The organism is Paenibacillus sp. BK033 (assembly GCF_004345425.1).
Lineage (GTDB): Bacteria > Bacillota > Bacilli > Paenibacillales > Paenibacillaceae > Pristimantibacillus.
The window spans coordinates 433639-455140 of sequence record NZ_SLVP01000001.1; the positions used below are offsets into that span (position 1 = coordinate 433639).

17 protein-coding genes and 1 other annotated feature are annotated in these 21502 nt (G+C 53.2%); of the genes, 11 read left to right on the forward strand and 6 right to left on the reverse strand.

Annotation, left to right across the window (positions count from 1 at the left end):
- Window positions 1–47 precede the first annotated feature (47 nt).
- The 4 genes from EV294_RS01975 (at window position 48) to EV294_RS01990 (ending at window position 5192) form a co-directional block, all read left to right on the forward strand.
- Window positions 48–1451, forward strand: a complete 1404-nt coding sequence (locus EV294_RS01975; protein WP_132303349.1) for a PAS domain-containing sensor histidine kinase — start codon at window positions 48–50, stop codon at window positions 1449–1451.
- Window positions 1452–1636: 185 nt separating this feature from the next.
- Entirely contained in the window at window positions 1637–2554 is a 918-nt protein-coding gene (locus EV294_RS01980) for a bile acid:sodium symporter family protein (RefSeq protein WP_132303350.1), read from the forward strand.
- Between the two features lie 52 nt (window positions 2555–2606).
- Window positions 2607–4382 carry a two-component system histidine kinase PnpS gene (gene pnpS, locus EV294_RS01985; RefSeq protein ID WP_132303351.1) on the forward strand — a complete coding sequence of 592 codons (1776 nt, stop codon included), beginning with the start codon at window positions 2607–2609 and terminating at the stop codon, window positions 4380–4382.
- Window positions 4383–4472: 90 nt separating this feature from the next.
- Window positions 4473–5192, forward strand: coding sequence for a response regulator transcription factor (locus EV294_RS01990; protein ID WP_132303352.1), 720 nt, complete (start codon window positions 4473–4475; stop codon window positions 5190–5192).
- A gap of 23 nt (window positions 5193–5215) precedes the next feature.
- Here the strand turns inward: EV294_RS01990 and EV294_RS01995 are convergent, their stop codons facing one another.
- Complete coding sequence (locus EV294_RS01995) at window positions 5216–6082, reverse strand: helix-turn-helix domain-containing protein (RefSeq protein WP_132303353.1); 867 nt, start codon at window positions 6080–6082, stop codon at window positions 5216–5218.
- Between the two features lie 163 nt (window positions 6083–6245).
- Between EV294_RS01995 and EV294_RS02000 the strand changes: the two genes are divergently transcribed.
- Window positions 6246–7220, forward strand: a complete 975-nt coding sequence (locus EV294_RS02000) for a 2-hydroxyacid dehydrogenase (RefSeq protein ID WP_132303354.1) — start codon at window positions 6246–6248, stop codon at window positions 7218–7220.
- Window positions 7221–7262: 42 nt separating this feature from the next.
- Here the strand turns inward: EV294_RS02000 and EV294_RS02005 are convergent, their stop codons facing one another.
- Window positions 7263–7811, reverse strand: a complete 549-nt coding sequence (locus EV294_RS02005) for a pyridoxamine 5'-phosphate oxidase family protein (protein ID WP_132303355.1) — start codon at window positions 7809–7811, stop codon at window positions 7263–7265.
- 112 nt (window positions 7812–7923) lie between these two features.
- Here EV294_RS02005 and pdxR point away from each other — a divergent pair, with 112 nt between their 5' ends.
- From pdxR to EV294_RS02020, 3 genes are all read left to right on the forward strand, one after another.
- Window positions 7924–9327, forward strand: a complete 1404-nt coding sequence (pdxR, locus tag EV294_RS02010; RefSeq protein WP_132303356.1) for a MocR-like pyridoxine biosynthesis transcription factor PdxR — start codon at window positions 7924–7926, stop codon at window positions 9325–9327.
- 51 nt (window positions 9328–9378) lie between these two features.
- Complete coding sequence (locus tag EV294_RS02015) at window positions 9379–9735, forward strand: nucleotide excision repair endonuclease (RefSeq protein WP_207918108.1); 357 nt, start codon at window positions 9379–9381, stop codon at window positions 9733–9735.
- Window positions 9736–9921: 186 nt separating this feature from the next.
- Window positions 9922–11544, forward strand: coding sequence for a glycoside hydrolase family 9 protein (locus EV294_RS02020; protein ID WP_132303358.1), 1623 nt, complete (start codon window positions 9922–9924; stop codon window positions 11542–11544).
- Window positions 11545–11773: 229 nt separating this feature from the next.
- On the opposite strand, the gene EV294_RS02025 is transcribed toward EV294_RS02020, so the two are convergent.
- The 4 genes from EV294_RS02025 to EV294_RS02040 all read right to left on the reverse strand — a co-directional run bounded on the left by EV294_RS02025 (window position 11774) and on the right by EV294_RS02040 (window position 16650).
- Window positions 11774–12646, reverse strand: coding sequence for a GNAT family N-acetyltransferase (locus EV294_RS02025; protein ID WP_132303359.1), 873 nt, complete (start codon window positions 12644–12646; stop codon window positions 11774–11776).
- Between the two features lie 13 nt (window positions 12647–12659).
- Window positions 12660–14354, reverse strand: coding sequence for a M3 family oligoendopeptidase (locus EV294_RS02030; RefSeq protein WP_132303360.1), 1695 nt, complete (start codon window positions 14352–14354; stop codon window positions 12660–12662).
- 189 nt (window positions 14355–14543) lie between these two features.
- Window positions 14544–15725 carry a M20 family metallopeptidase gene (locus EV294_RS02035; RefSeq protein WP_132303361.1) on the reverse strand — a complete coding sequence of 394 codons (1182 nt, stop codon included), beginning with the start codon at window positions 15723–15725 and terminating at the stop codon, window positions 14544–14546.
- A 97-nt stretch (window positions 15726–15822) separates the two neighbouring features.
- Window positions 15823–16650 (reverse strand): AraC family transcriptional regulator, encoded by an 828-nt coding sequence (locus EV294_RS02040; RefSeq protein ID WP_132303362.1) that lies wholly within the window; start codon window positions 16648–16650, stop codon window positions 15823–15825.
- A 126-nt stretch (window positions 16651–16776) separates the two neighbouring features.
- Between EV294_RS02040 and EV294_RS02045 the strand changes: the two genes are divergently transcribed.
- The 3 genes from EV294_RS02045 (at window position 16777) to EV294_RS02055 (ending at window position 21224) form a co-directional block, all read left to right on the forward strand.
- Complete coding sequence (locus EV294_RS02045; protein WP_132303363.1) at window positions 16777–18852, forward strand: beta-galactosidase; 2076 nt, start codon at window positions 16777–16779, stop codon at window positions 18850–18852.
- Window positions 18853–18920: 68 nt separating this feature from the next.
- Window positions 18921–19148 (forward strand) — a binding site (T-box leader).
- Window positions 19149–19208: 60 nt separating this feature from the next.
- Window positions 19209–20468, forward strand: a complete 1260-nt coding sequence (gene tyrS, locus EV294_RS02050; protein WP_132303364.1) for a tyrosine--tRNA ligase — start codon at window positions 19209–19211, stop codon at window positions 20466–20468.
- A gap of 219 nt (window positions 20469–20687) precedes the next feature.
- The gene (locus EV294_RS02055; RefSeq protein ID WP_165930555.1) at window positions 20688–21224 is read left to right on the forward strand and encodes a Gmad2 immunoglobulin-like domain-containing protein; all 537 of its coding nucleotides are present in this window, start codon (window positions 20688–20690) and stop codon (window positions 21222–21224) included.
- The last annotated feature ends 278 nt before the right edge of the window (window positions 21225–21502 follow it).

Genomic DNA, 21502 nt, shown 5'->3' on the forward strand with positions numbered 1-21502 from the left:
GGCTTTTTATTATTTGGTAAATTATTTTCGCATAACTGGGAGGAAATATGAACCATTATAATGGACAGAACGAGGTTCTTGATCGGATAACGGACGCTATCTTTGCCCTTAATAACAATTGGGAATTTACCTATATGAATGATGGAGCGGCCAGATTGTTCAGGCGAAGGTCATATGAAATGATGGGCAAGTATATATGGAGTGAATTTCCGAAGGAAGCCTATTCGATTTTTTATGAGCACTACCGTAAAGCGATGCAGGAACAGATCCGGGTTGAATTCGAGGCCTATTGTCATCCTATCTCTATCTGGTTAGAGGTGAAGGTTTTTCCTTCCTCCGACGGGCTGTCGGTTTACCTGCAGGATATTACGCAGAAAAAGGGCCTGTCCCTGCTGAAGGAGCAGCACTACGCGTCGCTCTTCAAATACAATCCGGATGCGGTATTTGCCTTTGATCTGGAAGGGAATTATCTTAGCGTAAATCCTGCGATGGAGCAGCTGTTAGGCTATAGGGCGGAAGAGTTCTTGCAGATGTCCTATATTCCGCTCATTCCCCCGGAGGAGCTGGAGAAGACAAAGAGTCTTTTCAAGCTGGCGGCAAAGGGGATTACGCAGCATTATGAAACGAAGGCGATTCACAAGAACGGAAAAGTTATTGACGTCAAGGTGACCAATATGCCGATTATCGTCAATAATGAATCCATGGGGGTATTTGGCGTTGCCAAAAACATCATGCAGGAGAATCAAAACAAGACAAAGCTGCTGGAAGCTGAAAAATTGACGGCGGTTGGTCAGCTTGCAGCCTCCATTGCGCATGAAATAAGGAATCCTCTCACCTCCTTGAAAGGATTCGTTCATCTGATCGAGCAAGCCGTTCCCGGCGTTAACGAAAAATATTTTACGATTATGAAGGATGAGCTGCGGAGAATCGAGCTGATTACAAGCGAGCTGCTATACTTGGCCAAGCCGCAGGCGCAGGAATTCAAGGTTGAACAAATCTGCCAGATTGTACAGGATGTCAGCCTGCTGATGAGCTCCCAAGCGTTAATGAATAACGTGGAAATCCGATTATCGGGTCTGGACGGATTGCCGGCCATTCGCTGCGTGGCGGCTCAATTGAAGCAGGTATTTATCAATCTGATTAAAAACGCCATGGAGGCTATGCCTAGCGGTGGGGTCATCGGTATCCACGCCTCCAGCCCAAGCCCGGAAACGCTAATGATTCAGGTGTCCGATACGGGGAAAGGCATTCCGCAGGAGCTTATTGCCAAGATCGGCGCTCCCTTTTATACAACCAAAGAAAACGGAACGGGCCTTGGCATGATGGCCACCCAGCAAATCATCCATTCGCATGGCGGGACGCTTGATATAACAAGCCAGGTAGGCGAAGGGACTGCGATTCATATTTGTTTGCCGGCCGCAAGCTTACAGGATGGGGTTGTAGCGGGATAGCTGAGAATGGGAAAGATATAGATAAGGCAGCCGAAGTTCTCGGGTGTCTTTCTTTATGTTCGGGCAGTTATCTTTTGAGGAGTATGCTATTATAAAGGCTATCATATCGATCGACATTATATCGAAAAGAGGGATGGCTTACGAGGGAGTTTGGACTTCGGTTTAATTCTTTTTTTGAACGATGGATGTTTCTGCTGATCCCGGGATCGCTTGTCCTGGGTTTTCTTTTTGCCGACTCGCTTGCTCCGATGGTGGATGCCGTTCCGTATCTGTTTGCCTACGTCACCTTAACGATGGGAATTGGCTGCGGACTCAAGCATTTGTATGAGGTTGTCAAAAAGCCCGGCATTCTGGTATGGACGCTCCTGTTGGCGCATCTGCTTTCCCCGCTTGTCGCTTACGGGCTTGGCTCGTTATGGTTTGGAGCGTCCTCGCCTTACGTTGTTGGGCTAGTGCTCTTTACGATTATTCCGCTTGGCGTATCAACCGTCCTATGGGTTGGAATGTCGGGCGGCAGCGTGCCGCTTGTGCTTGCGATGGTCGTGCTGGACTCCGCACTGAGTCCGCTGGTTGTCCCTTACGGCATTCATTTCTTTTTTAATACAACCGTGGATATTGCGATTGGACCGATTATGTTCGACCTGTTCGTTATCGTTGTTCTTCCGACCATCATTGGCGTAGTCTTGCATGAGCTGAGCAAGGGGCGGATTCAGGAGAAGGTGAAGCCCGTTGCCATGCCAATCTCGAAGCTCTGCTTCGTTGCGGTGGTAGCCTTGAACGCTTCGGCGATTGCGCCGTATGTCGATCAGCTGAAGCATGACATGCTGAAGCTCATCCCGCTTGTTATTGTGCTGGTAGGGGTATGTTATGCAGTAGGCTTCCTCGGAACGGCCAAATTCGGCGGCAAGGAAGTGCAGGTAACCGTTTCTTACGCGACGGGCATGCGGAATATTTCGCTTGGCATCGTGCTGGCGCTGGGTTACTTCAGCCCGCTGGCTGCCGTGCCGGTTGTGCTTTCCATCCTTGTGCAGCAGCCGCTCGCGACGGTGCATCATTTTGTTTTACAAAAACTTAACAAAAACAAGACTGGCAAAGCCGCATGACGGCATGTACGATAATACGAGTGACAAATAGTCTAATTGGAGATGAAGGGCCATGAACAGCTTTCGCAACCGATTAACGTTAACCATGATCATTATTCTTGCGTTATCCGTAACCGCGGCCGGTCTCTTCATGGCAAAGACGTTTAAGGATAACCATATCAATGCGCTTGAGGATAACATGATCCGCGAGATGCATATCATTCTGGCCAAAACCGAGTGGAAGCAGGGAGATAATACGGCGCTGTTCCCGTATTTCACGAAGGAAGCCGAGAATCTTAAGACTTATGCCGATACAAGGGTGACCTTCATAGCCGGCGACGGCACCGTCCTTGGCGATTCGGATCATGCCCCGGAAACGATGGATAACCACAGCACGCGGGTAGAGGTTGTGGAAGCTCATAAAGACGGCATCGGACGGGCTATCCGGTACAGCGATACGTTGAAGGAAAATTTATTGTATGTAGCCTTGGCGGTAGATCCTTCGGACCCGCATTCCAATGTGATCCGCCTGGCGATGAGCTTGAAGGAAGTCGACAAGAGCATCAATCAGCTGTGGACCGTGCTCATTATCGGGCTGCTGATTTTGTTTATCGTTGCCGCTTTTATCAGCTATCGAATCGCCTTAAGCTTAACCCGTCCGCTGGAACAAATCACGAAGGTTGCCCAGCGCATCAAGCAGATGGATTATAAAGCGAGGGTGAAGGTCAGAAAGCAGGATGAAGTTGGCGAGCTTGGTCATGCTATTAATGCCATGGCTGAAAGCCTTGAGGTGCAAATGACGCGGATCCGGCAAAACGAAAGCCAGCTGGAGAGCGTGCTTGATAACATGATTAACGGCGTTATGATGATTGACAAGGCCGGCAAAATTCTGCTGATGAGCCGCCGCGCGGGCGAGCTGCTGGGTATCTCGTCCGGCGAGCTCGTCGGAAGGAATTACGCGGAAGCCAAGCAGCAATACGAGCTTTCCCAGCTGATTCAGGAGGCCTTGGAGAGCCGTGAGCATATCCGCGAGGAGATTACGTTCTACTTTCCGGAGGAGCGCTTGCTGGAGCTTAACCTGGTACCGATTCTCCAGGAGAACCAGGAATTCGGCGGGGTGCTGCTCGTGCTTGCGGACGTAACGGCGATCCGCCGCCTGGAGCGGATGCGCAGCGAGTTCGTCGCGAACGTATCCCATGAGCTGAAGACGCCAATCGCGGCCGTGAAAGGCTTCGCCGAGACGCTTCTTGGCGGGGCGGTGAACGATGAGGAGACCGCGCGTTCCTTCCTGCAGATCATTTATGACGAGAGCGACAGGCTGAACCGTCTCATCGGGGACATACTGGCCTTGTCGAAAATCGAATCGAAGCGTGTTCCGCTTTACTTCTCGCCGGTGGAGATGGATTCGTTCATGACGAAGACCGTAACGATGATGGAGTCGGAGGCGGCGAAGAAATCGATCAAGCTGCAGCTGGAGATGGAGCATGGCTTGTACGTGGAAGCCGATGAGGACCGTCTACGGCAAATTATGATGAATGTTATCGCAAATGGCATAAACTATACGCCAGAAGGCGGTAAAGTGTCGGTGAATATCGCCAGCGTCGATGAGGATCATATCCGGATTCAGATTAGCGATACCGGCATCGGCATTCCGAAGAAGGATCTGCCGAGGATTTTCGAGCGGTTCTATCGGGTCGATAAGGCAAGATCACGAAGTTCAGGCGGCACGGGACTTGGTCTGTCGATCGTCAAGCATCTGATTGAGCTGCACAAAGGCACGATAACGGTCACAAGCGCCGTAGGCGTCGGTTCGACATTTGTCATCGAGCTGCCCGTTCTTCAGCAATAACAGCCGGTCGAAAAATTTACCCATTCTTCATGAAATCGTGATAAAATAAGGTAGAAATCTGTGTCCAGGCTGGACAGGCTGGAGGTACTCATGTCACATAAAGTGCTCGTTATTGAGGATGAACCGACACTCGCGCGTCTTTTGTCGTATAATCTGACGCAAGAGGGTTACGATACGACTGTCATTGATCATGGTGCAACCGGGCTTCAAACCGCTTTGCAGCGCGCGTTCGATCTCATTATTTTGGACATCATGCTGCCAGGCTTGAACGGCTTTGAAATACTAACAAGGCTTCGCCAGAATGGCGTAAAGACGCCTATTATTATTTTGACCGCCCGCAATGCGGAGGAGGAAGTCGTTCAAGGGCTGAAGCATGGCGCGGATGATTATATCACGAAGCCGTTTGGCGTTGCCGAGCTGCTCGCGAGGGTATCGGCGGTATTGCGCCGGACGCAGCAGGATGACTCGGTGCCGATCGAAACGTCCGAGAAGGTCATTACCGTAGGAGATTTGTCGATTTATCCGGAGAAATACGAAGTCATTCTGAACGGGGAGACCGTTCCGCTTCGTCCGAAGGAATTCGAAGTGCTGCTGTATCTCGTACAGCGTCCGGGGATGGTTATTACGCGAGATGATTTGATGAACGTGGTGTGGGGCTTTGATTATATCGGCGGGCAGCGTACGGTTGACGTTCATGTCAGCTCGCTGCGCAAGAAGCTGGAGCTGGGTCAATCCGTACAGATCGAATCGATTCGCGGCGTTGGTTATAAATTGGTCATGTCAAAAAAACTCGTCACACCAAAGGGATAAGGTGGACGAGTTTTTTGTTTGCGCTATTGCCGGTTCCAATCCAGCATCTTGCGCTGGAATTGCTTGGGGGAGCAGTCATTGTACTTCTTGAACATCTTATAAAAGTGGGCCATGTTAGGCATTCCGATCCGTTCTCCGACCTCGGTAATGCTTAGATCCTTCGTAAGAAGAATGCGCTCCGCCCATTTGATTTTCCGGTAATTGACGAATTCCGTGAAGGACATCCCTATCGTTTTCTTGAAAAACTTGACGAAGTAATAATAGCTCATGTTGGCGATCCGGCAGACTTCCTCCACCTGAATCCGGTCGGTCAGCCGGTTCTCGACATAGTCCAGGACAGGCTTCAGCCGGAGGCGGTCGAAGTCGTCCTGCTCGGCGAGCATTTTCCGGTTATCGTTGCGCAGCAGGGTCAGCAGAATTTGCTTGATCAGAACGCTGACCGCGATTTCGTAGCCGGTCTCCTTGCGTTCCGCCTCCTGATGCAGCTGTCGGATATAGTCTCCGATCTGCTTCTTCACCTTGCCGTTCTCTTGAAAAATATAATTGGCCATGCTGAGCGGATTCTCGGTCTCGGAGAAGTAGCGCATATAAGCGATCGTGCTCTGATCGAAAAACGGCTCCAGCTCGAACTGCAGGACGATGTAGTCGAGATGCCCGACACTCCGGTCGCGGTGAAGCTGGGAAGCGCCGATCATAATGATGTCGCCCGGCTGGAGATGGTAGCTCTCTTCCTCGACATCCACATCAAGCCTGCCTTTTATAATATAGAGCAGCTCTAGCTGCCGGTGATAATGCCAGTTGGTGAAATCGTCATCCTTACGGATCGGCTGCCAGACACGCAAGGATAACAAAGGGTTTTCATAGACAACTTTCTCGTTAAACGGCTCCACCTTTGCCGGTCCCACCTTACGTTGAAGTATCTTATTGCACTTGCCGCCCCGGGCGACAGGTTGCCTTCTTCATTGTAGTGGGCTTCGGCGTTAAAGGCAACCATTCGCCAAATCGGCGGAGACATAGGTATAATAGAGTCATAACGCGAGAGGAGATGACGGCATGCGGCCAAAAGTGTACCTATCATCCAAAGTATCCGACGAGGTAAAAGCATACCTCGATCAATATTGCGATTGCGAAATGTGGCAAAACCCGGAGAGAGCGATTACCGGGCAGGAGCTTGCCGAAAAGCTCGGCGACGTGGAAGGGCTGCTTGCAGCCGGCAATGCCATCAGCGAGCGGCTGCTAAGCGCGGCGCCGAAGCTGCGGGCGGTCAGCAATATTTCGGTAGGCTACAACCATAACGATCTGGACGCGATGAGAAAACGCGGCATAATTGGCACCCATACGCCGTATGTGCTGGATGAGACGGTGGCGGATTTAACGCTGGCCCTTATGCTGGCGGCGGCCAGAAGAGTGACCGAGCTGCATAATCTCGTCCGCAGCGGCGGATGGCAGCGCGGCGTGGGCGAGCAGCTGTTCGGTCTGGACGTGCATCACGCGAAGCTAGGCATTATCGGGATGGGACGCATTGGCGAGCAAATCGCAAAGCGCGCCAAATTCGGATTTGACATGGAGGTCTCCTACTACAACCGCAGCCGCAAGCCGGAGACGGAGGAAAGGCTTGGCGTAAATTATCTGCCTCTGAACGAGCTTCTGGAGCAGTCGGATTTTATCGTGCTGATGACTCCGCTTACGCCGGAGACCAAGCATATGATTGGCGAGGAGCAGTTTAACCGGATGAAACGCACGGCGATCTTTATTAACGTATCGCGCGGCGAGACGGTAGACGAGGCGGCTCTGATCGAAGCTCTGCGCACGAAACGGATTTATGCGGCAGGACTTGACGTATACGAGAAGGAGCCGGTCAGCCTCGATAATCCGCTGCTCCGGCTCGATAATGTGGTGACGCTGCCGCATATCGGATCGGCAACGAAGAAAACGAGGAACGACATGGCCATGGTTGCGGCCCGCAACCTGGTGGATGCGTTATACGGCAGGGAGCCGCAATACGTGATTCCGGAATTGAAAAACTAACGGAGAGAGCCTCTGCGTGCTGCAGAGGCTCTTCCCGTGCGCTTAGCGAAGGTCGTCGTGGGCGGTACGGCCGGAACTGTACATCTTTGCCGGATTCACTTCGCTTTCCTTCGCGGAGAGAGAGCTGGATACCAGCTTGAATACCGAGGTCTTGCTGCCCATCGAGGAGACGTAGCGCTCCAGATGGGTCTTCGCAAGCGGCCGGTCGAAATAACCGGGAACGTATTTGTCCAGCATGACCTGCATGGCGGCGGTTGCCTCCTCCCAATCGTCGACCTTCTCGATGGTACCGTAAATAATGACGCTCATATAAGCGGTATCGACATGGGCGGGCGTGGGATCGGCGATCGTGCCGTACTCTTCGCTGACCGTAAAGCAGGCGGAAGGGTTATCGGCAATCATTTCGATTTTCCGACCTTCGGATGCACCGTGGAAATAGATGGCGTTGTCTTTCCAGACGAAGTTTAAAGGAACGACATAAGGAACATTGCCTGAGGCGAGGCCAAGAAATCCGGTTCGGGCCTGCCCCAGGAAACGTTCGATTTTGCCTGCATCGGTGCAGGCTCTTTTTTGCAAGCGAATAGGAAACATTTCACTTCACTGCCTTTCTTTCGGTTCATTGTGTTATCATTGTAGAAGGAATCTGTCCCTGTCAAAAGGTACAGTTTCATTCGAAATGAGGGGTACAGATTGAGGTGGCAGGATGATCGGTTTAACGCCGGATTTGAATAAACAAAGCGGGACTCCGCTTTATCAGCAGCTATTTGCCTATTTAAAGGGACAGATCGAGCAGGGGATGCTGCGCGAAAATGAGCGTTTGCCCTCGATCCGCCAGCTCTCCGTTTATTTGTCCGTCAGCAAAAACACCGTCGAAACGGCTTATCAGCAGCTTCTGGCGGAAGGCTATATTCAGAGCAGGCATCGCAGCGGCTTATACGTCATGTCGCTGGATCAGCTCGAGGGGATTAAGGAGACAGGGCCGGTCAGAGCGGCGGTTGAGTCGAGCCTGGACTCGCTGCCGCCAGGCGCGATTAACTTTGAATACGGCGATGTAGAGCTGGAGCATTTTCCCGTGCGGCTGTGGAAGAAGTGTCTGGTGGACGCGCTCGAGGAGTGCACGACGGAGGTATACGGCTACGGCGACCGCCAGGGACACAAGGGTCTTCGGTCCGAGATTGCCCGTTATTTGTACCAGTCGCGCGGAGTGGTATGCGCGCCGGATCAAATTTTCTTAAGCGCCGGGACGCAGACGATGGTCAGCCTGCTGGCCCAGCTGCTGCCTCTGCCCGAGGCGATTGCGATGGAGGAGCCCGGTTATAACGGGGTTAGAACGGTTCTGATGAACATGGGGCGAAGGATCATTCCCATGCCGCTGGAGCATGACGGGATCTCGGTCGAGCATCTGAGGGAAAGCGCGGCCCGCCTGGTATACGTGACGCCTTCCCATCAGTTTCCCCTCGGGATGATTATGCCGGTTCACAACCGGATCAAGCTGCTTCAATGGGCTTATGATCAGGACGGCTATATCGTAGAGGATGATTTCGACAGCGAGCTGCGTTATCAGGGGCAGCCGATTCCGGCGCTTAAGGCGCTGGATACCGGGGACAAGGTTATTTATTTGGGGACGTTCTCGAAGTCTTTCCTGCCGGGAGTGCGGCTAAGCTATATGGTGCTGCCGGAAAGGGCAGCGCAGGATTTCGGCAGCAAGCTGCAGGCTTACAGCCAGTCGGTATCGCCGCTTATTCAGGCCGCCATGTACCGGTTCATGAAGGAAGGTTATTTCGAAAGCCATATCCGCAAGATGAGGAAGCTGTACCAGACCCGTCACCGGATGCTGCTTCGCACGATTCGGGAACAGCTTGGCAGCCATGTCGGCATTATCGGGGAGCGGTCGGGTATGCATCTGCTGCTTGACGTCTACGGGCGCTCCGGCGATGAGCTTGTGGAGAAGGCACTGGAGTACGGGGTCATCGCTTATACGCCAAGGAAGCATTGGCTGAATCCGGAGGCATGTCCTCCCTCTTACATTATGCTTGGATTCGGCGGACTTGACGAGCGGAAAATCCGCGACGGAATTATTCGGCTGCGCAAGGCTTGGTTTCCTTAAATTGTGATACAATACGATGGAGACCTAATTAAGGAAAGAGAAGTGAATTTTTTGATTACCATTACGATTCCGGAACCGGACGTTACGATTTACAAGCAGACGAATCCGCAGCTCAGCCATATTTACAATTTCACGGATTTCCATCTGATCACGCGCGAAAAGGGCGGCTTCTTTATTTTCTACAATTTCAAGGGAGACGTGCTGTTCGTCGGCAAGGCCAGAAAGCTGAGACCCCGCATAAAGAAGCATTTCGAGGACAGCGTGTCGCCGATGAAGAATTACCGCGACGAAGTGACCAAGATCGAGATTTACGTGAATGAGGATCCGGTGGAGCGAGAAATTTACGAGACCTACCTGATCAATCAATTCCGGGCGAAATACAATGTGGACAAGGTGTTGTACCGATAGAATAGACATGCGATTGGCTGCAAAGGCTGCTCAGCAATGAGGGCCTTTTTGTGTTGATATCGATTGTTGGAAAGGATTGATGTGAAGATCTTGCAGCATGTTCTTTAGTTTCGGTAGTTCAATTAAGAAGAGGATGGGCTATACTGTAGCGGCATAATCGATTTCATGGGAAAAGAGGGGCTGCTTATGGAACAGACGAAGCGGAGTGTCATTGCGGTTAATCAGCTGGGCTTCCGGAGGACGGACCGGAAGACGGCAGTTATAGAAGGAGACGGCGGAACGTTCAGGTTGATTAACCAGACAACTGGCGAAGTGGTGTTGGAAGGGGAAACGGGGACTGCTGCCGAGGACGGATCCAGCGGCATGAAAGTTTGCCGGGCCGATTTTTCAAGCGTGCAGCAAGCGGGGGCCTACAGGCTGGAGACGGAGGAAGGGCAAGTCTCGGATTGGTTTGTTATCGGAGATGAGGTTTATGGGTCTGCTTTTCAGGCTTTGTTGAAAGCGTTTTATTATTTCCGGTGCGGAAGCGAGCTGGACGAGTCTTATGCGGGAGTATGGAAGCATGATGCGTGCCATCTGTCACCTGCGCTTGTGTACGGAGATGAAACGAGACAGGTGGATGCCTGGGGCGGATGGCATGATGCCGGCGACTATGGCAAATACGTCGGTCCGGGAGCAAAAGCGGTTGCCGATTTGCTGCTGGCTTACGAATGTTATCCGGATGCATTCGCGCGAGCGCTGCCTTTGCCTGAAACAGACGGCGTGATGCCGGATGTGCTTCATGAATGCCGGTACGAGCTGGAATGGATGCAGCGCATGCAGGATGAGGAGTCGGGCGGCGTGTTTCACAAGCTGACGACTTTGCGGTTCCCTGCCGCAGATACCATGCCGGAGGACGATACGGACGAACTGTACGTATCCCCGGTATCGGCAACGGCAACGGGCTGCTTTGCTGCTATTATGGCGATGGCATCGCGCGTCTACGGAGGCTTCGATTCGGTGTTTGCGTCCGGCTGCAAAACGGCAGCCGAGCGGGCATGGGAGTGGCTCGAGCGGCATCCAAAGGTGCCGGGCTTCCGCAATCCGCCCGAGATCGTAACGGGGGAATACGGCGATAGGCTCGATGACGATGAGCGGTATTGGGCGGCGGCCGAGCTGTATCGTGCAACGGGAGAGGAACGGTATCATGACGCTTTTCTTCTATTGGCGGAGCGGGAATTCGACAAGTATGAGCTGGGCTGGGCCGATATGGGCGGCTACGGGACCATCTCCTATCTCTTGTCCGAACGGACGCGGGATCAGGCACTTGCGGAGCGGCTGCGGGCAGGTCTGTCGGAACGAGCCGAGCGGCTTGCCGATGTAAGCCGGAAGGACGGATACGGCGTATCTTTACAGGCGGAGCAGTACAGATGGGGCAGCAATATGCTGGTGCTCAATCATGCGATGTTATTGTTAATGGCTGATCGTGTTGCGGGAACGGCCGCGTATGCGGATCTGGCGCTGGATCACGTTCATTATCTGTTCGGGATGAATGTAATGGGCATTAGTTATGTAACGGGGTTCGGCAGCCGGCCGGTTAAGCATCCGCATCATCGCCCATCCGAAGGCGACGGCGTGGAAGAGCCGGTTCCGGGGCTGGTATCCGGCGGTCCTAACCAGGGCCTTCAGGACGACTATGCCCGCGAGCATCTGGCAGGCAGAGCTCCTGCCGCCTCCTTCGCCGATGCTATGGAAAGCTACTCGACAAACGAAGTGACGATCTACTGGAACTCGCCTGCCGTGTTTGTTCTGAGTCATTTTGTTCGATAGGGGCAGAGCTCTGCCCCTGGATTTGAGTAAGACCCTGAGAGGGTCTTATGGATAAATCCGGAGGACTAAATGGCAATGATAAGCGGAAGAAGGCTAGAATCGGCGGGTTGATCACGGAGACAGCTGATGGTAAGGTAAGCAGATAATGAAAAAAAGACCCCGGCGGGGTCTTTTTGCGTAACCGGGATAGTAAGTTTAAGTCCCTTAGGGACCTTAACCTTAATCACAGCTACATCTCTCGCACCATCAACACCTGCTCCATGGTGGTTGCAAGTCCCATCCCGGCCAGCACCTCGGCAAGGGCCGTATTGGATGCCCGGATATTAAAGGCCGAGCGCCGGCAAGTTTCGCCGGGCTGCCATACCTCGTGCAGTGCAGCCGCCAATACAGCCTTGGCGTCGGTACGGCCCGGAGCTACTTCAGCCCGGTACAGGACAATGCCCGTCAGATCGCCGTCCGGGCTGAACGTCCTCCTGTACAAGGCATAACCGGCTGCTTCTCCGCCGTCAAAGACGGCAACGCTCTCGCCATCCTTCAAGCTGGTCAGACCGGCCTGCCAGACTTCGCCCGCGGAGTAGAACGGTAGCCGCGCGGCTTCCGCTGCCATGCCTAGCGCAATCTGGAACGGATGCTCGTACGTATCGTCCATATCCGGAATCGGCTGCTCCGTGGACTGGATCAGGAGACGGTCTATCTGCTTATATCCAATGGATTCGTACAGCCGAATGGCATTCGCATTTTGCGAGATCGCCTCGAGATTCGCTTGAACAACGCCTAATTCCTCGTATAGCTGCAGATTCCTCAGCATAAGGGCCTTGCCAATGCCCTTGCCTCGGAACGCCGGCTTGATGGCGGTACCGCCGTTCCAAGCCAGCGTTCGGCCGCCGTATTCACGGAAGCCGTTCATAACGAGTCCGGCGGCTTCGCCGTCGACATAACAGGCAAGGGAATGCTCAAGCGAGAGACCTTCAGATGCGGTCCGGCCGATGAACCGGTCGAGCGGAAGCGCAGCCGGAACCAAATAACCTTCGAAGGACTGGTTCCACAGCTCAGACACCCCGATAATCGGAAGCTCACTCAGCGGGCGAAAGATAACGTTCACCACTACCCCCTCCTTACAGCGCTTTATCGTCTACGCTTTCCAGCCAGCTGTCGATGCTGCCGATGACGGAAGTAACGCAGCCATCCTCGAACGGCGAGATCAGGCCGGCAACCTTAACAAGCTCGGTGAAGGAAAGGCTTCCGCCTTGACGGCAAAGCTTGAGATAATCGGCCCATGCCGATGTCCGGTCCTCGTGCATTCTTTTCCAGAACTGAAAGGCACAGATTTGAGCCAGGGTGTAATCGATATAGTAGAACGGACTGCCGAAAATATGCCCCTGACGCTGCCAGAAAGCACCTTGCTCGAGATAGCTGTTCTCCTCGTAATCGCGATGCGGCAAATATTTCTTCTCGATTTCGCGCCAAGCAGCCTTCCGCTCAGCAGGAGTAGCATCCGGATTCTCGTAGACAAAATGCTGAAATTCGTCAACCGTTACGCCATAAGGGAGGAAGAGAAGGGCGCTCGCCAAATGCTGGAACCGGTATTTATCCACGTCCTCCTTGAAGAACAGGTCCATCCACGGCCAGGTGAAAAACTCCATGCTCATCGAATGAATCTCGCAGGCCTCATAAGTCGGGAAGGCGTATTCCGGCACGGCGAAGCTTCTGCTCTCGTACACCTGGAAGGCATGGCCGGCTTCGTGCGTCAGCACGTCGATATCTCCGGAAGTACCGTTAAAGTTGGAGAAAATAAACGGTGCGCCGTATTCGCTGATGTAGGTGCAATAACCGCCGCCTTGCTTGCCTTTTTTCGCAACGAGATCCATCAGGCCGTTATCCAGCATAAACCGGAAAAACTCGTCCGTCTCCGGCGACAGCTCCGCATACATTCGAGCTCCGTTCTCGACGATCCAATCCGGGCTGCCTTTCGGCTTCGCATTGCCCGACAGGAAAGCAAGGTTCTCGTCGTAGTAATAGAGATGGTCGACGCCAATGCGCTCGCGCTGGCGTTCCTTCAGCCTGCTCGCCACCGGCACGATATGCTCAAGCACCTGATTGCGGAAATTCGCCACCATCTCCGCCGTATAATCGGTGCGGCTCATGCGGGCATAACCAAGCTCAACGAAATTCGCGAAGCCCAGCTTTTTCGCGATGCGGGTACGCACCTTCACAAGCTCGTCGTAAATCCGGTCAAATTCAGCTTCATTCTCGCTCATGAATCCGGAAGAAGCCTCGGAAGCCTGTTTGCGGACGGAGCGGTCGGTCGATTGCTGGAACGGCGATAGCTGCGAAAGCGTCCGTTCTTCGCCGTCGAACATGATTTTGGCGGAAGCAATAAGCTTCGTGTATTCCGTGGACAGCTTGTTCTCCTGCTGCAGGTCCTCGATAACCTCCGGGCTGAACGTCTTCAGCGAGAGTTCGGCCAGCTGGAACAGCTGACGGCCCCATTTGTTTTCAAGCTCCGAGCGGAACGCCGAATTCACAAGCGCCCGGTAATAATCCGTTATGTACTCCTGAACGACAGGTCCGTTCTCGTCGAAGAAATCCTGCTCGGCTTTATAAAATTCATCGTTTGTATCAATCGAATGACGGATGCTCGCAATTTGCTGCATCGTATCAAATTCGCTCCGCAGCTTGTTGAGGCCGGTCATTGCCGCGTCCTGCTCCTCGAATCGGCTTGCCGCGTTAAAGGCGGATAGAAGCTCCTTGAACTGCTTCTCGAAGGACGCTACATCGGGACGTTCGTAACGATACTCATTAAATTTCACTTGGATACACCTGACCTCTCTTGTTCATGGGTTTTGAAAATAGGAAATGGATGGTAGAACCATCGCCTTGTGATGTCTATTCGTTAGGATTAGCGGTGAATCCTGCTTCTTCCGCAAGCAAAAAGGCTTCCTTCACCAATGCTCAGGCGAAGAGAAGCCTTTCATGAAAGTATGTTCAGCAAGTTGCGTTTATGTCCGGGTTCTTTGCTCGAATTCCTCGCGAATCCTGGCGAGCAAAGCGGGATCGGCAACCACGTCGTAAGCGGTAGCCGCCAGCGTCTTGGCGGCGAAAATCATCCGCTCGAGCGCGCGCTCCGTCATCGCGGCATCGCGGAATTCCACGGTGTGGAGAAGGAAGCGCTCCTCGACGATTTTGACATAAGGATGAATGGCGGGGCAGCGGACGGATACATTGCCCAAATCCAGGGAGCCATGATCCTTCCCGGTCTCGATCTCTTCCGGCTTCACGCCTAGCTCAAGCAGATTGGCGGTGAAGCATTCGGACAAAGCCTCATTCGTGAGCAGCTCGTCATAGGAAAATTCATAATTGCTCATTTCCAGCCTGCAGCCGGTCTGCAGAGCCGCACCTTCGGCGCAGCGGCGAACCTTCTCGGCAAGCTCGTCCGTGTAGGCCCGGGTAGCGGAACGGACATAAAATTGGGCGGAAGCGTAGTCCGGAATGACGTTGGGCGCTTTGCCGCCGTTATCGATAATGCCATGAATGCGGGCATCGCTTCGTGTCTGCTGCCGGAGAGCATTAATGCTGTTGAACAGCTGCAGAACCGCGTCGAGGGCATTCACGCCTTCGTAAGGGCTTGCCGCCGCATGGGCAGGCTTGCCGAAATATTCGAACCGGATCGCGTCAAGCGCAAGCGAATCGCCGGATTTCTCAAACGTATAATAAGGATGCGCCATCAGCGCGAAGTCGCAGTCGTCGAACAGACCGGCTTCGGACATCGGCACCTTGGCGCCTTTGGTTTCTTCGGCAGGCGTTCCGTAGACGCGGATCGTTCCGCCAAATTGATCCATGACGGCCTTTAGCCCAACGGCTGCCGCAATTCCCATCGTGCAGATGAGATGATGGCCGCAGGCATGTCCGATTTCCGGCAGGGCGTCATATTCGCATAGAAAAGCAACGGTTGGACCCGGCTTGCCGGTCGCATAGGTTCCGATAAAAGCGGTTGGAATGCCAAGCGTACCCTTTTCAACCGAGAAGCCTTGTCTCTCCAGCTCCTCAGTCAGCATGGCCGCGGATTTGAACTCCTGGTGGCCCAGCTCCGGATTAGCCCCAATCGTTCGCGAGATTTGTTTGAAGTTTTTCGCATGGGATTCAATGGTGTCAATTACGAGTTGCTTGTTGCCGCTTGTCATGGACAAGCCTCCTTCTATCAAACTTTATCCCCACCATTATAACCGATAAGCCGCATGGTTGCCTGCTCGTGCCGGCCATTGAAGAAGCTCAGACTTGCTAATGAATGCCATGCATCTTCTTGAACTGCTCCGGACTCATGCCCTCAAGCCTCTTGAAGACGGTGCTGAAATAGCTGGCGCTGTCGAAGCCAACCTTCGCCGCAATCTCGTGCATTTTATGCTCCCGGCCTAGAAACATCAGTTCCTTGCTGCGGTTAATCCGTTCCCGGTTCACGTATTCCATCGGCCGCATGCCCATCAGCTGCTTGAACAAGCGGCACAGATATTGCGGAGTAACGCCAATGCGCGAAGATAAATCTTGCATGGTCATGACGCTGTCGATATGCTCTTCGATATAACGGATGACCGGATTGAGCCGCATGTAATATTGCTCGGCGGATTGGGTGCTGACCTGTACCACCTTCATCAAGTCGAGCAGGAACAGATACAACAGCTTCGAGCATTCAAGACCGAGAAAAGGAAGTCCCGACTCCGCCATGGCGGAAATGCCGCGCAGATGGGCAACGATCATTTCGCTGTCGGTAACGGAGTACAGACCGGGTTCTTTGATGCCGGCTTGGGCAAGCAAGTCCTGCGCCAGACTGCCGCCAAAGCTGATGAAATAAACATCCCACGGTTCCCGGACCGCATAATAACGGTGGGGAACGCCGGGGAAGAGACAAAACCCCTGACCGGCCTTTACGGTATACCGCTCGTCTCCGATCCACAGCTCGCCTTCTCCGCCGGTGGACTGAAGCCACTGATAATGCGGAAAGCCCTGCTGACGGTCGATCGTCTCCTGGTTATTCCAGTGGCCGATAATGTCTACGAAAAGGGGGAGCTTGCGGTCGGAATCGGCCAGAATCGGAAATACCAATTTATCCATAATGGAGCCACTTCCGGTTTCATATATTTAAAGTGATGTGAATATAATGTGATTTTATTGGATCTGAAAGCGTATTACAATATTAATATCGTAATAGACAATTTACTTGTATGGAGGTTAACACCGATGACCCTGAAGTTCCCGCCAATCAGCCCCAAATTCCCGCAAATGCTCCATGGAGCGGATTATAACCCGGACCAATGGCTTGATTATCCTCATGTTCTCGAAGAAGATATCCGCCTGATGAAGCTGTCGAGCAGTAATGTGATGTCGGTCGGCATTTTCTCTTGGGCAGCTTATGAGCCTGAAGAAGGCGTATATACGTTTGAATGGATGGACCGGCTGCTGGACCGTTTCGCGGCGAACGGCATTTATGCCTTGCTTGCCACGCCAAGCGGCGCAAGACCGGCCTGGATGTCGGAGAAATATCCGGAGGTTCTCCGCGTAGAGGAGAACGGAATCCGCAATATGCACGGCGCGCGCCATAACCATTGCTTCTCTTCTCCGGTATACCGCGCGAAGGTGAAGGAGATGAACCGCAAGCTGGCAGAGCGTTATTCGCAGCATCCGGCAGTCATCGGCTGGCATATCTCCAACGAATACAGCGGCGAATGCCATTGCAACTACTGCAGAGAAGCCTTCCAGAACTGGCTGAAGAAGCGCTACGGCACGATTGAAGCGTTGAACCACGCCTGGTGGACAACCTTCTGGGCTCATAAATATACAAGCTTCAGCCAGATCGATACGCCAACCTACCGCGGGGAAAAAGCGGTGCACGGCATGAACGTGGACTGGAGAAGATTCGTAACCGATCAAACGGTGGATTTCTGCCGCAACGAAATGGAGCCGCTTCGCGAGATTAATCCGGAGCTGCCGATTACAACCAACTTCATGCTGGACTTTGAGCCGCTGAACTACTGGAAATTCTCCGAGCTTCTCGACGTGATCTCGTGGGATGCTTATCCGACCTGGCATGACGCGAAGGATCAAAGCGAGCTTGCGGCGTGGATCGGCTTCAACCATGACGTATTCCGTTCGCTCAAAGGCGGCAAGCCGTTTATGCTGATGGAGAGCACGCCAAGCATGACGAACTGGCAGCCGATCAGCAAGCTGAAGAAGCCGGGCATGCATCTGCTCGCTTCCATGCAGGCGGTTGCCCACGGCTCGGATACGGTTCAATATTTCCAATGGCGCAAAAGCCGCGGCTCCAGCGAGAAGCTGCACGGCGCCGTCGTGGACCATGTCGGTCATGAGAATACCCGCGTCTTCAAGGATGTGACGGATGTGGGCCAGGCGCTTGAGAAGCTGCAAGAGGTAGTTGGCACTTCGGTTAAGCCCGAGGTAGCGCTTATCAATGACTGGGAGAACCGCTGGGCGGTGAAGGACTCGCAAGGACCGCGCAACTGCGGCATTCATTACGAAGAAACGTTGAAACGTCACTACCGTCCTCTGTGGGATATGGGCGTGCCCGTCGACATTATTGATTCGGAGTGCGCGTTTGATTCTTACAAGCTGCTGATTGCGCCAATGCTGTACATGGTTCGCCCGGGCGTTGGCGAGCGGATTGAGGAGTTTGTGAAAAATGGCGGCACGTTTGTTGCGACGTACTGGTCGGGTATCGTGAACGAAAGCGATCTGTGCTTCCTGGAAGGCTTCCCTGGACCGCTCCGCAAGACGCTTGGCATCTGGTCCGAAGAGATTGACTCCCTGTACGACGGGGAAAAGAACAGCGTTGTGATGTCGGAAGGCAACAAGCTGGGTCTTGCAGGCTCTTACGATGCGATTGAACTCTGCGACCTGATTCACCTGGAAGGCGCGGAAGCTTTGGCCGTATACGGCGATGACTTCTACGCGAGCCGTCCGGCACTGACGGTGAACCAGCTTGGCGAAGGCAAAGCGTATTACGTCGCTTCCCGCAATACGGAGCCGTTCTTCACCGATTTCTTCAAGAAGCTGGTCGAGCAGGAAGGACTGAAGCGCGTCGTGGAGACGGAGCTTCCGCAAGGCGTTACGGCCCAACTGCGCTCCGACGGCGAGTTCGATTATGTATTCGTGATGAACTTCAGCGAGTCGGCGCAGCAAGTAAAGCTCGACGAGCAGGCGTACGAGGATGTTCTTGCCGGCGGCAAGGTGGGCAATGTGCTTGACCTTCCGCTTAACGGAGTAAGGATTCTGAAAAGAAAAGCAAGCTTCCACTCCTAAGCCGGCTGCGAGCGATAAGCGATTGACATTTATTGCGCCATTCTCTATAATTTCTGTAACTTGATATAACTTATGCGGCGAAAGAGCGCAGTAGCGGCTTAATCCCTGTTCTAGAAAGCCGGGGGGCGATGGAACCCGGCACACATTAAGTCCCGCGAAATACACTCTGGAGCATCCCGGGTAATGCCGGGCGGTTGCGGCGAACGATATCTCGCCTAGAGCGGTATGAAGGTCAGCCTTGCGCAAGGCGGCTTCATGCAAGTTGGGTGGTACCACGGTAACTAATCGTCCCTATGTCTATTCAGACATAGGGGCGTTTTTTTGTTTTTACCACGATTAAAAAGGAGATTAGACCAATGAACATTATTGACGAACTGGAATGGCGCGACGCCATTAACCAACAAACCGACGCAGAGGGATTGCGAGAATTGACGAACGAGAAGGCTGTTTCGCTCTATTGCGGGGTTGATCCGACGGGAGACAGCATGCATATCGGCCACTTGATCCCGTTTATGGTGCTCAAGCGGTTCCAGCTGGCGGGCCATCGTCCGGTTATTCTGATCGGGGGAGCGACCGGTACGATTGGCGACCCAAGCGGCCGCACATCCGAGCGTTCTTTGCAGACGCTGGAACAGATTCAGGCGAACGTGGAAGCGCTTGGCGCGCAGCTTCGCAAGCTGTTCCTCACCGAAGGCGATAACAATATGCGCATGGTTAACAACTATGACTGGACGCATAAGATCAACGTTATCGAGTTCCTTCGCGACTACGGCAAAAACTTCAGCATCAACACGATGCTTGCGAAGGATGTCGTATCGAGCCGGCTTGAGAGCGGTATTTCGTTTACGGAGTTCTCGTACCAAATTTTGCAATCGCTCGACTTCTTGCATTTGTACCGGGAGGAGGACGTGCAGCTTCAAATCGGGGGCTCCGACCAATGGGGCAATATCACGAGCGGCCTTGACCTGATCCGCAAGAAGGAAGGCAGCGAAGCGAAAGCGTTTGGCCTGACGATTCCGCTTATGCTGAAGGCTGACGGAACGAAGTTCGGCAAGACGGCGGGCGGCGCCATCTGGCTGGATCCGGAGAAGACCACTCCTTACGAGTTCTACCAGTTCTGGGCTAACACGGACGACCGTGACGTCGTCAAATACTTGAAATACTTCACGTTCCTCTCGAAGGAAGAGATTGAAGGCTTGGCGGAGAAAGTGGCTACGGAGCCTCATAAACGCGAAGCTCAGAAGAAGCTTGCCGAAGAGATGACGCGCTTTGTCCATAGCGAAGAGCTGCTGCAGCAAGCGCTACGCATTACGGCCGCGTTGTTCAGCGGCGATATCAAGTCGCTTAGCGCGGAAGAGATCGAGCAGGGCTTCAAGGAAATGCCGACATTCGAAGCGACGAACGAAGCGAAGAACATCGTGGATTGGCTGGTTGATCTCGGGATCGAGCCTTCCAAGCGCCAAGCACGGGAGGATATTACGAACGGTGCCATCTCCATGAACGGCGAGCGCGTAACCGACCTAGCGCTCGAGGTATCCTCGGAACACGCGATTGGAGGACGCTTCATCATTATCCGCAAGGGCAAGAAAAAATACAGTTTGGTGAAGATGGCGTAAGGCCGCCTGAAGAAAAACCCCTGCTTCAATCCCGTTTGGGAGGAGGCAGGGGTATTTTTGTTTGTCGAATTTTATTATCGCAGCAACAGGCATGTTCGGCACGCTTGTCCACATAGAATGGAATACAGAAGGTAGGCAGGCGAATTCTGGAGATGAGGTGCGGACATGCTTCGGGGATACAAAGGATTTATGGTTGGCTTAGTAATGGGAGGTCTGCTGATGTCGGCTTTGCCTTCCATGGCAGCTACAAATAAAAGTTATTCATTGACGGAAGCGGCATATCCAATCGAAGTTAACGGTTCGGCCTATACCGGACAGGGATTGCCTGTCCTCACCTATAAAGGCAACACTTACGTTCCGCTTAGGGCGATGGGGGATATGCTGGGCGCTTCCGTGGCATGGAATGACAAGCTGGGAAAGGTCGTCATTTCCTCGGGAGCTGCAATCGCCCCATGCAATAACGCGTTCTGCGACGTGTTGGTCACCGGCTCGGCAGGTCATTATACCGTGACCGGAAAAGGCAGAGTGTTTGAGGCGGTTATGCAATACGCGGTGGAGGACGGCCATGATTATTTGCTCGAAGGCCATCAGCAGCTGGAGGAGGGGGTGCCCGCCTGGTCGCCGTTCTCCTTGGACATCACGATTCCGCCAGAGCAGCTGCCTGCGAACGGGACGCTGACGCTCGAGCTTTTCGAAAACAGCGCGAAGGACGGGTCGCGAATCAACGTCTTAACCATCCCTCTGGAGACGTTCTAGCACTCTAGCATAAAATGCGCAGGCTGCTCAAAGCAGCCCTAAAGACGGCAAGCCAAAACGCATCATGCGTTCCGGTTTGCCGTTTTTTGTTGTGCCGCCAGAAAATGATTCTTTCGCCCTATATTTTAGCTAGTGAAAGGAAAAAACGTAAAATAAGATCTCAATTTATAATATTGAATATATTAATTTAAATTAAAACCAGACTAAAATCCACGAAACTTATCGAAATATAACGAGTTTATCCTTAAAATAGCTAAGTCTAATAGATGTCCGTTCCT